This is a genomic window from Rhodococcus sp. TAF43 (assembly GCF_052113525.1).
In the GTDB taxonomy this organism is placed as follows: Bacteria; Actinomycetota; Actinomycetes; order Mycobacteriales; family Mycobacteriaceae; genus Prescottella.
Genome location: NZ_JBFRDL010000057.1, coordinates 17,501 through 28,238, shown reverse-complemented (window position 1 = coordinate 28,238; position 10,738 = coordinate 17,501). Strand labels below are relative to the sequence as shown.

Genomic DNA, 10,738 nt, shown 5'->3' with positions numbered 1-10,738 from the left:
ATGAACGGGCTGCTGCGCCAGTACTTCCCGAAGGGAACCGATCTGTCGCGCTGGTCTGCGGAGGACCTCGAAGCTGTTGCATTCGCTGTCAACAACCGACCCCGCAAGATCCTCGGCTGGAAGACCCCCGCCGAAGTCTTCGACGAACAGCTACGCTCACTTTGACAGCCCGGTGTTGCATCGACCAGTTGAACTCGCCCAATTTCGGTCACGGAAGTTCGTACATGAACTCTCGCACAATGGGTTACGTGGCTCGATGGGACGCGTGGGAGCATGCGGCGACAATGCCGCAATGGAGTCGTTCTTCGCCCTCCTGCAGAAGAACGTCCTCGATCGACAGCGCTGGTCGACACGAACGGAACTTCGTATGGCGATCGTGACCTGGATCGAGCGGACCTACCACCGCAAGCGCCGGCAACGCCGTCTCGGAAAGCTCACTCCGATCGAGTTTGAGACAATCAACAGAGCCGCATACGCGGCCTGAACTACTCAACCCCACGAGTCAACCAAGGTGGGGGCAGTCCCCTCTGTGCAGCAGGTGCGTGTAGCAACACTCAATGTCCTCACGTCTCTGCTCGCCGACTGGCCTGCCCGGCGGCGAGTTATTGCAGCTCAGATCGACGAAGGGCTGTCGCTGTCGCTGTCTCGCCCATAACCTTGAATCACTGCTGGGTTCGATCCTCGCTGCGGCGCTGCTGTCGGTGATGACCTCTCCGGACTCATCGGGCCGGCTCGGTGTCGGATGGATGCGTAAGCGCGGCTAGCACCGCGTCGATGAATCGGGCGGTGGATGCGGTTCCGCCGAGGTCGGCGGTGCACATGCCCTGCCCGATGACGGTTTCAACGGCAGTCTCGATCCTGCTTGCGGTGCGACCTAGCACCGAATGCTCGTGCCGTGTGCCGAGGCAGCGCAGCAGCATGGCCGAGGAGAGGATCACGGCGGTGGGATTGGCGATACCGAGGCCGGCGATGTCGGGGGCCGCGCCGTGGGCTGCCTGGGCCATGGCTTTTGTCTCCGATGTGTTCAACGACGGAGCGTTTCCGATCGAGCCGGCGAGTTCGCCGGTCAGATCAGACAGGATGTCACCGAACATGTTCTCGGTGACGATGACGTCGAATGCGTCTGCGTACCGAACGAGTAGCGCGGCAAGCGCGTCGATGTGCTGATGGTCGACCTCGACGTCCGGGTACTCGTTGGCGACGTCGAGGCAGGTGTCGAGGAACAGGCCCGAGGTCATGGACAGCACATTGGCCTTGTGTGCGATGGTGACCCGTCGTCGGCGAGTCCGCGCCAGCCGGAACGCTTCGTGGGCGATCCGCTCGCACGCCCGGCGGGTCACCACTCCGACGGCCATCGCAACCTCGGGGGTGGGCATGAACTCGCCGGCGCCGGCGTACATGTTTCTGTCTGCGTAGAAGCCTTCGGTGTTCTCCCGCACCACAATCAAATCCATCTTCGGGGATACTGCGGCGGTGCTGGGAAAGGCGCGGGCGGGGCGGATGTTGGCGAACAGTTCGAACCGTTTTCGGATGGTTCCGCCGGGTGTCAGCTGTGTGCGCCACCGGTCCGGGTAGGAGGCGCTGTCATGGGGACCGAGGATCCACGCATCGAGTTCGTCGAGGAATTCCAACGTCTCCTCGGGCATGGGTGTCCCGTATCTGGAGATTGCCTCGTGACCGATCGGTAGTCGTTGCCAGGTGATCTTCACGTCGGGTCGGGAAGCGAGCGCCGCGTCGATGACGAGCGCGGCGGCGGGCACGACCTCGGGGCCGATGCCATCTCCGGGAAGTACCCCAATTCGGAGCTGGAGAGGTCGCGTCATGCCGTGATCTCCGTTGCTCGCGATGCCGTGCTCCGCACCAGGAGCTTGAGCTCGGCACTGGCCGTGCATGCGCGGGCGACATCGACGTAGCCGTCGCTTTTGAGTTCCGTCATCGTGCGCGAGAAGCGTTCAATGGCATCGGCAGTCAGCTCTTGCCAGGTGTGCACCAGGTCTGTTGCCGACGTCGTGTGGAGGTCGAGGATTGCCGCGACGAGAGCGTGATGCCCCTCGGTGAGGTCGTCGCGAACGGATGCGGCTGCCATCGAGTCCCACCAGTTGGTCATGGTGTGGTTCTCGAACTGGTCGGTCAACCAGGCGAGCGCGAGCGCGGCGTCGGTCTGTGCGTGCACGGATGCGGCGATGGCGAGCGAGCAACCGCGCTGCTGGGCTGTTTCGATTAGGTCGAATGCTCCTGCCAGGAAACGGAGTTCGTCTGTGGTTTCCTCGATCGTGGTCGGACGAGGCCGATTCTCCACGAGCTCGCGGACGTGGGGGCGGTACCGCTCGATCTCGGCGTGGACGTTCAGGGGTGCGGGCCGTTGGCGCAGGATCCATGACGCGGTGTGCTCGATGAACTGCTGGATGTGGTGCAGCAGAGTTCGGCGCCCGACGCTTCCGACGTCGGCGCGCTCTCGGGTGTTTGCCCACAGCTGATCGACGTCGAAGACTGCACGGACGATGGCGTACGCGCGCGCGACTGCGGGGGTCTTGACGCCGAGACGCTCTTCGAGTTGGTAGATCAAGCCGGGGCCGACGTGGTTGATCAGGTCGTCCGCGACTTTGGTCGCGATGATCTCGCGGGCGAGGTGATGGGTGCGGACCTCGTCGGTGAGTTGTTCGCGGATCCGGCGGGGGAAGTAGCCCGACAATGCTGAGGTGAAGACCTGATCATCGGGCACTGACGAGTCGAGGAGATCCTGTTGCACCACGTTCTTCGACTGTGCGAGGAGGACCGCGATCTCAGGTCGCGTCAGTCCCAGGCCTGCTTGAGTCCGGGAGACCAGTTCATTCTTTGTGGGGAGCACTTCCGTTGCGCGGTTGATCCCGTTGTTGTGTTCTAGGTTGTCGATGAGCCGTTCGTGGCGGTTGAGCAGTTGCGCGGCATGCGATTCGGCGAGGCTGACGGCCAGTGCCTGGCTCTCGCTGTTCTCGAGGACTGCGTCGGCGACGTCGGTGCGGGAATCGGACAGCAGGGCGTTGCGTTCGCCGGCAGTGATTGTGCCTGCGCGAACGGCGACGTCGAGCGCGATCTTGAGGTTGACTTCGAGGTCGGAGGTGGCCACGCCAGCGGCGTTGTCGATGAAGTCTGCGTTGAGGCGGCCGCCGCCGAGGGCGTACTCGATGCGCGCTCGCTGCGTCAGTCCGAGGTTGCCGCCCTCACCGATGACCGTACAGCGCAGCCGGGCAGCATCTACCCGAACCGCATCGTTGACGGGATCGGCTGCGTCTGCGGGTGTCTCGGACGACGCTTTGATGTAGGTTCCGATTCCGCCGTTCCACAGCAGGTCGACCTTTGATGTCAGGATCGCCTTGATCAGCTCATTCGGTGTCAGCTGTCCCCGTTGCAGCCCGAGCTGTGCCTGCGCTTCGGGCGAGAGCGCGATCCGCTTGGCGGTGCGCGGCCAGATGCCACCTCCGGCCGACAAGATGGTGCGATCGTACTCGTCCCAGCTGCTTCCGGGCAGCGTGAACAGGCGCTTGCGCTCGGTGTGCGAGAGCGCGGGATCGGGATCAGGGTCGATGAAGATGTGCCTGTGGTCGAAGGCGGCGACGAGTTTGATTGCCGTGGACAGCAACATGCCGTTGCCGAACACGTCGCCGGACATGTCGCCGATACCCACGACGGTGAACGGATCGCTGTCGACGTCCACACCCAGGTCGTCGAAGTGGCGGCGGACCGATACCCACGCGCCGCGGGCAGTGATTCCCATGGCCTTGTGGTCGTACCCGCTCGAGCCTCCGGATGCGAAGGCATCGCCCAGCCAATACCCGGCCTCGAGGGCGATGTCGTTTGCGAGGTCGGAGAACGAGGCGGTGCCCTTGTCGGCGGCGACTACGAGGTAGGTATCGGGCCCGTCGTAGGTGACGGTCCGCTGCGGGGCAACGACGTTTCCGTCGACGAGGTTGTCGGTGACGTCGAGCAGGCCCCTGATGAAGATCGAGTATGCCTGTGCTGCTGCGATGTTCGGGTTCTTGCGTATGAACGCACCCTTCGCTCCGACTGGCACGATCGGCGCGTTCTTGACTGTCTGTGTCTTCATCAGGCCCAGGACTTCGGTGCGGTAGTCCTCGGGCCTGTCGGAGAACCGTAGCCCGCCTCGCGCGACGGGCCCGCTGCGCAGGTGGATGCCTTCGATGTCGTTGGCGTAGACATAGATTTCCCGGTAGGGAACCACGGGTCCGGTCAGTGTGAGTTTACTCGAGTCGATCTTGAACGAGGCGTGGGTTTTCGGTGTACCCGTGTCGTCGAGTTGATACCAGTTCGTTCTAACACAGGCGGTGACGAATGATTCCAAGGATCGGAGGATCTTGTCTTCATCTAGTGTGGTGGCAGCGTCCAGGTGTGCGCGCAGTGTCGCTCCGACGTTCGCGAGGGTGTGCTCTCGAGCGTTCAGGTCGGGGTCGAACCGTGCACCGAAGTATCGGACAAGGGTTTCGGTGAACTGGGGGTGGGTGAGCAGCGTGTCGATGACATAGCTCTCCGAGAGGCCGAGGCCCGCCTGCCGGACGAATCGGCTTGCCGCGCGGATGAGGGTGACCTCCCGCCAAGACAGGCCGGCGGCGGTGATCAACTTTGCGTAGTCGTCGATCTCGAATCCGTGCAGCGCGTGCGCTTCGAAGGCCTCCGAGACTCGGCTGTGTGACTCACTGCGCCACAGGTGCGGGGTCTGAAAGGTGAATTTGTGGAGCGCCGTCTCGGCCGGCATGCCGGGTGGCAGCGGTAAGGGGTCACGGTCGGCGACGCGCAGCCCGAAGTGTTCGAACCCGTTGGCGATGTCCGCGAGTAGGGGAGCTCCGTCCGGCCAGAAGATCACCGCCTCCGCGACACCCGCGGAGGTACCGCTGAGGAATGTCATGCGCGGGCTGCCCGGGCGGTCGTAGCTGGTGAGCAATATCCGGTCGACTGCCCCGCCTACGTCCATCCCGCGTGGTGATGCAAGTTGTTCTGCCGTTGTGGCGCCGTTGCCCATTGCAGCTTCCTTCCGTGGTCCGGTGCTGCAAGTGTGCGTGCCCATGCCCGAAACGTACGTTGGCCGAGCTGGACAACTGCATCTAGATGATTATCCCAACTGGCGATGTTCCGGAAGTGACTTGGCTCATAAGGTTTCGGGTAACCCGACTGGAGGACAACACATGACTGCTGTGCACTCAATCGTCGGCGGCCCGCACCTCGAGCAGGTCCGCCGCATCGTCACCGACGTACCCGGACCTCGCTCGCAGGAACTGGCCACCCGCCGTCGTTCCGCCCTTCCGGCTGGGTTGACCAGCGGGGCGAACATCTACACGGCGGCGGCCGGAGGCGGGGTCCTCGTCGACGTCGACGGCAACTCGTTCATCGATTTCGGCAGCGGTATCGCCGTGACCACGGTCGGCAACGCAGCGCCGAGGGTCGTCGAGCGTGCCTCTCGCCAGCTGGAGAAGTACACGCACACCTGCTTTCTCGCGACACCGTACGAGCCGTACATCGAGGTGGCCGAGGCGCTCAACCGATTGGCCCCCGGCGATCACGAGAAGCGGACAGCGCTGTTCAACACCGGCAGCGAAGCGGTGGAAAACGCGGTGAAGTATGCGCGGGCGGCCACCGGCCGGCCGGCCGTCATCACCTTCGATCACGCCTTCCACGGGCGCACGCTGATGACCATGACGATGACGGCGAAGAATCAGCCGTACAAGAGCACGTTCGGCCCGTTCGCGCCCGAGGTGTATCGCGCACCCATGGCCTACCCCTATCGGTGGCCAAGCGGCGCCGAGCACGCCGCTGACGAAGCGTTCGCGCAGTTCGAGATGTTGGTGGATTCGCAGATCGGTGCCGACGCGGTCGCCTGCGTCGTGGTCGAGCCCATCCAGGGCGAGGGCGGTTTCATCGTCCCCGCCGACGGGTTCCTGCGCCGGATCGCGGACTTCTGCCGTGACCGCGGAATCTTGCTGATTGCAGACGAGGTCCAGGCGGGCATCGCACGCACCGGTACCTGGTTTGCCTCCGAGCATGAAGGCATCGTGCCCGACCTGATCACAACCGCGAAGGGGTTGGCCGGGGGAATGCCGCTGGCAGCAGTTACCGGGCGCGCAGACATCATGGATGTTGCCCACGCCGGCGGAATCGGCGGTACGTACAGCGGTAATCCGGCCGCGTGCGAGGCCGCGCTCGGCGTATTCGAGACCATCGACGCCGAAAATCTCCTCGAGCGCGCTCAGGCCATCGGAGACATCATGTTCCGGGAACTGCGCGATATCGCGGCCGAGACCGACATCATCGGTGACATCCGAGGTCGAGGTGCGATGGTCGCGATCGAGCTCGTCCAGGCGGGGTCCAAGACCCCGAACCGAGAGGCTGTCGCCGAAATCAACCGCTACTGCCTATCGCATGGGCTGCTCACCCTGACTGCTGGCACCTTCGGGAACGTCCTGCGCTTCCTGCCGCCTCTGACGATCTCGGACGAACTTCTCGTGGAAGGCTTCTCGGTTATTCGAGAAGCGATCGCCGCCCTGTAAGAACCTCACATCCGCTAAGGAGCGCCACCTTCATGACCACCCTGACTGTGCCCCGGAAGACAGGCACGCTGCGCCCACTCGAGCTCTTCGGCACGGATGCCCTCCTCGACGAGGACGAGCGCGACATCGCCGGCACCGTGCGCAAGTTCGTCGAAACCCGCCTCAAGCCGAACGTCGAGAGCTGGTTCGAATCGGCCACGCTGCCCAAGGAACTGGCCAAGGAGTTCGGGCAACTCGGCGTCCTCGGCATGCACCTCGATGGATACGGCTGCGCCGGAACCAGCGCTGTGAGTTACGGTCTCGCCTGCCTCGAGCTCGAGGCCGGCGACAGCGGCTTCCGCAGCTTTGTGTCTGTGCAAGGCTCGCTGTCCATGTTCTCGATCTACCGCTACGGCTCCGAAGAACAGAAGCAGGAGTGGCTGCCGCGCCTCGCCGCCGGTGATGCTATCGGGTGTTTCGGCTTGACCGAGCCCGACTTCGGCTCGAACCCTGCCGGCATGCGCACCCGTGCCCGCCGCGACGGGAGCGACTGGGTGCTCAATGGCACCAAGATGTGGATCACCAACGGTGGCCTCGCCGACGTCGCCACCATCTGGGCCCAGACTGACGACGGCGTCCGCGGATTCGTCGTGCCGACGGACACCAAGGGTTTCATGGCCAACAACATCCACAAGAAGTTGTCGCTGCGCGCGTCGGTCACCTCCGAACTGGTCCTCGACAATGTGCGTCTTCCGGCGTCGGCGCAGCTGCCCGAAGCGCGGGGGCTCAGCGCGCCGCTGTCGTGCCTGAACGAGGCCCGCTTCGGCATCGTGTTCGGCGCGCTCGGTGCGGCCCGAGACAGCCTCGAATCCGCCATCGCCTATGCCGGCTCCCGCGAGGTGTTCGACAAGCCGCTGTCGAGCTACCAGCTCACCCAGGAGAAGTTCGCCAACATGACCCTTGAACTCGGCAAGGGTCTGTTGCTGGCGCTGCACCTCGGCCGGATGAAGGACGACGGCGGTGTCCTGCCCGAGCAGATCAGCCTCGGCAAGCTCAACAACGTTCGCGAAGCGATCGCCATCGCCCGCGAGTGCCGGACGATCCTCGGCGGAAGTGGCATCACCCTGGAGTACCCGCCGTTGCGGCACGCCAACAATCTCGAGTCGGTGCTCACCTACGAGGGCACGAGTGAAATGCACCTGTTGTCGATCGGCAAGGCGCTGACCGGACACCCAGCCTTCCGCTGACTCGGCCCTGCGCCCATTCTCACCACCAATCCCCGCACCCAAAGGTGAACGTGACATGACCACACCTGTGCAACTGCACAACTTCGTCGACGGGCAGTGGCTCGACGGCGCTGGCGGCACCATCGTCAGTACCAGTCCGGCGGAACCGGAACTCGTTGTTGCCGAAGGACAAATGGCAGGAACTGCGGATCTCGACAGCGCGGTCGCCGCAGCCCAGCGGGTCAAGCGGGAGTGGGCGCGAACCCCCGCACACGAGCGAGGGGCGATTCTCGTCCGTGCTGCGGGACTGGTGGAGAACGCAGCTCAGGCCTGGGGCGCCGAACTCGCCCTGGAAGAAGGTAAGACCAAGCCCGAAGGCATCGGGGAAGTTCTGCGAGCGGCGCAGATCCTGCGGTACTACGGCAACGACGCCGACCGCGACGCAGGCGAGATCTTCTCCTCGCCCCGGCGTGGCGAGCGCATTCTCGTCATCCGCAAGCCGCTCGGTGTGGTGGGTGTGATCACCCCGTTCAATTTCCCCATCGCCATCCCGGCGTGGAAAATCGCCCCGGCCCTGACCTATGGCAACACTGTGGTGTGGAAGCCGGCCAGCACCGTCCCCCTCCTCGCGATGCGCCTGGCCCAGGCCCTCGCCGACGCCGGTCTGCCCGACGGTGTACTGAACCTGCTGATCGGTAGCGGCGCCGTCGGCAACCGCATCGTCGAACATCCCGGCATCGACGCAGTCACCTTCACCGGATCCACCAGCGTCGGCCGCAAGATCGCGGCCGTCGGCGCCGCACGGGGCGTGCCGGTGCAGGCAGAGATGGGAGGGAAGAACGCCGCCGTCGTCCTGGGCGACGCCGACCTCGCCCTCGCCGCCGAACAGGTGATGCTGGGGGCCTTCCGCTCCACCGGCCAAAAGTGCACCGCCACCTCCCGACTGATCGTCACCGACGACATCGCCGATGACTTCGTCGCCGAACTCGGCAAACGCGCCAGCGCACTCAACGTGGGCAACCCCTTGCACGACGGCATCGAAATGGGACCCGTGGTCAACGCCGTCGCGCGCACATCGATCCAGGCCGGCATCGATCGCGCACTCGAGCAGGGTGCACGGCCCATCGCGGGAGGGCAGCCGTACTCCGGCGGCGCCCTGGCCGCGGGCTACTTCGTCCCCCCGACCATCCTCGAACTGCCCTCGCGGTCCCCGGACGTCTGGCGCGAGGAACTGTTCGGCCCGGTCCTGGCGGTCCGGCGAGCCGCGACTGTGGACGAGGCGTTCGCCCTTGCGAACGACAGCGAGTTCGGGCTCTCCGCGGCGATTTTCACCCAGGACCTGACCCGAACCCTCGATGCCATCGACGACATCGACGTCGGCATCTTGCACATCAACTCGGAATCTGCTGGGGCAGACCCGCATGTGCCGTTCGGCGGTGCGAAGAAGAGCGGGTACGGCCCGAAAGAGCAGGGCCGCTCGGCACGGGAGTTCTTCACCCACACCACCGCGGTGTACCTACGGGGCGGGGAGGCTCGCAAATGAGCCGCGGCGCCCTCGACGGCATCGTTGTCGCGGACTTCAGCCGTGTCCTCGCCGGGCCGTACGCGACGATGCTGCTCGGTGATCTCGGTGCTGAGATCATCAAGATCGAACGACCGGGCGTCGGGGACGACACCCGGGCGTGGGGGCCGCCCTTCGACCACGAGGGAAACGCCACCTACTTCAACTCGGTCAACCGCAACAAGACCTCCGTGGTCCTCGACCTGGGCACCGAGGACGGGCGTGCGCGTGCCCGGGATCTGGTCAGCCGCGCCGACATCGTCGTCGAGAACTTCCGGGCCGGGACAATGGAGCGTCTCGGCCTGGGCTACGACGACCTCCTGGCGATCAAACCTGACCTGATCTACTGCTCGATCACCGGGTTCGGACGTGGGGGCGGCGCCGCCCTGCCGGGCTACGACCTTCTCGTGCAGGCCGTCGGTGGCCTGATGAGTATGACCGGCCCCGAGCCCGGTTCCCCGACGAAAGTCGGTGTGGCACTGGTCGACGTGCTGACCGGCCTGCATGCGCTGACCGGCATACTGGCAGCGCTCAACCATCGCAACACCACCGGCCAAGGTCAACGAGTCGACACCAATCTCCTGTCGGTGCTTCTCTCGTCGCTGGTCAATCAGGCCTCTGGATACCTTGGTGCCCAAGCGGTTCCCTCGATCATCGGTAACCGGCACCCCAGCATCGCCCCGTACGAGGTGTTCCCGACCGCAGATCGCCCCATCGCGCTGGCGGTCGGGAACGACAAGCAGTTCGCCCAGCTCTGCGGTGCCCTGGGTATTCCAGAAGTCGCTGTGGACGGGCGATTCTTGACGAACACGTCTCGGGTGGCCAATCGCGGTGCCCTCTACGAGGTCGTCAGCGCTGGACTTGCTGCGCAGGGCGCGGACTACTGGTTCCGGACGTTGACCGCCGTCGGCGTACCCACAGGCCCCATCAACGACATCGCAGAAGCATTCGACTTCGCCGAGCAGTTGGGCCTAGACGCCGTGGTCGACGTGCCCGGCAGCCGCACACGGCAGGTCGCGAATCCGATATCGCTGTCAGCGACTCCGGTGCAGTATCGCAGCGCCCCACCGCAACTGGGAGATGCTGAGGACGACGAGAAGCGAGTGTCGACGCTCCCGCACTGAATGGGGTTCATCAGTTCAGTCGTCGACGCGGTCGCTGGACCGCGATCGCCGACGCGGCTCCGCCGGGCGCCGTGCGCGCGATCGTCGTTGGAGATGTCGCCCCACAGCTGGGGTGCCTTCTCGCAGCGTGGATGTGAGGCCATCACCGAGTCGTAAACAACTGCAGTACCACCGGACCTTTGGGGGCCGGGCGCCGCTCGATCAGCGAGCGGCGCCCGGCCCTCGTTTCGTTTCTGCCCCGCCTGAGGTACGTGAGATGAAGTGGGCCAGGCCGACGCCTGCGCGGGAACAACGACCTGCTACTGATCGGCT

7 protein-coding genes and 1 pseudogene are annotated in these 10,738 nt (G+C 64.9%); 6 read left to right on the top strand and 2 right to left on the bottom strand.

Going from position 1 to position 10,738, the window contains the following annotated elements; all coding sequences use genetic code 11:
* Positions 1 to 165, top strand: a 165-nt coding sequence (locus AB4Z09_RS25480) for a transposase (protein WP_442240974.1), incomplete at its 5' end; no start/stop codon positions are given.
* Positions 166 to 196: 31 nt separating this feature from the next.
* Positions 197 to 484, top strand: a pseudogene (locus AB4Z09_RS25475) (IS3 family transposase); the annotation flags it as partial.
* Positions 485 to 719: 235 nt separating this feature from the next.
* Here AB4Z09_RS25475 and AB4Z09_RS25470 read toward each other — a convergent pair.
* Both AB4Z09_RS25470 and AB4Z09_RS25465 read right to left on the bottom strand, forming a co-directional pair.
* On the bottom strand, positions 720 to 1,823 hold the full coding sequence (locus AB4Z09_RS25470; RefSeq protein ID WP_442240971.1) for an isocitrate/isopropylmalate dehydrogenase family protein: 1,104 nt from the start codon (positions 1,821 to 1,823) through the stop codon (positions 720 to 722).
* Positions 1,820 to 4,900 carry an NAD-glutamate dehydrogenase domain-containing protein gene (locus AB4Z09_RS25465; protein WP_442240970.1) on the bottom strand — a complete coding sequence of 1,027 codons (3,081 nt, stop codon included), beginning with the start codon at positions 4,898 to 4,900 and terminating at the stop codon, positions 1,820 to 1,822. The genes AB4Z09_RS25470 and AB4Z09_RS25465 overlap by 4 nt, the downstream gene beginning before the upstream one ends.
* Positions 4,901 to 5,177: 277 nt before the next feature.
* Between AB4Z09_RS25465 and gabT the strand changes: the two genes are divergently transcribed.
* From gabT to AB4Z09_RS25445, 4 genes are read left to right on the top strand one after another with little or no spacing between them, the layout of a single operon-like run.
* Positions 5,178 to 6,536: a 4-aminobutyrate--2-oxoglutarate transaminase gene (gene gabT / locus AB4Z09_RS25460; RefSeq protein ID WP_442240973.1), complete on the top strand. Its 1,359-nt coding sequence runs from the start codon at positions 5,178 to 5,180 to the stop codon at positions 6,534 to 6,536.
* A 32-nt stretch (positions 6,537 to 6,568) separates the two neighbouring features.
* Entirely contained in the window at positions 6,569 to 7,762 is a 1,194-nt protein-coding gene (locus tag AB4Z09_RS25455; protein ID WP_442240969.1) for an acyl-CoA dehydrogenase family protein, read from the top strand.
* 55 nt (positions 7,763 to 7,817) lie between these two features.
* The gene (locus AB4Z09_RS25450; protein WP_442240968.1) at positions 7,818 to 9,284 is read left to right on the top strand and encodes an aldehyde dehydrogenase family protein; all 1,467 of its coding nucleotides are present in this window, start codon (positions 7,818 to 7,820) and stop codon (positions 9,282 to 9,284) included.
* Positions 9,281 to 10,426 carry a CaiB/BaiF CoA transferase family protein gene (locus AB4Z09_RS25445; protein ID WP_442240967.1) on the top strand — a complete coding sequence of 382 codons (1,146 nt, stop codon included), beginning with the start codon at positions 9,281 to 9,283 and terminating at the stop codon, positions 10,424 to 10,426. The genes AB4Z09_RS25450 and AB4Z09_RS25445 overlap by 4 nt, the downstream gene beginning before the upstream one ends.
* The last annotated feature ends 312 nt before the right edge of the window (positions 10,427 to 10,738 follow it).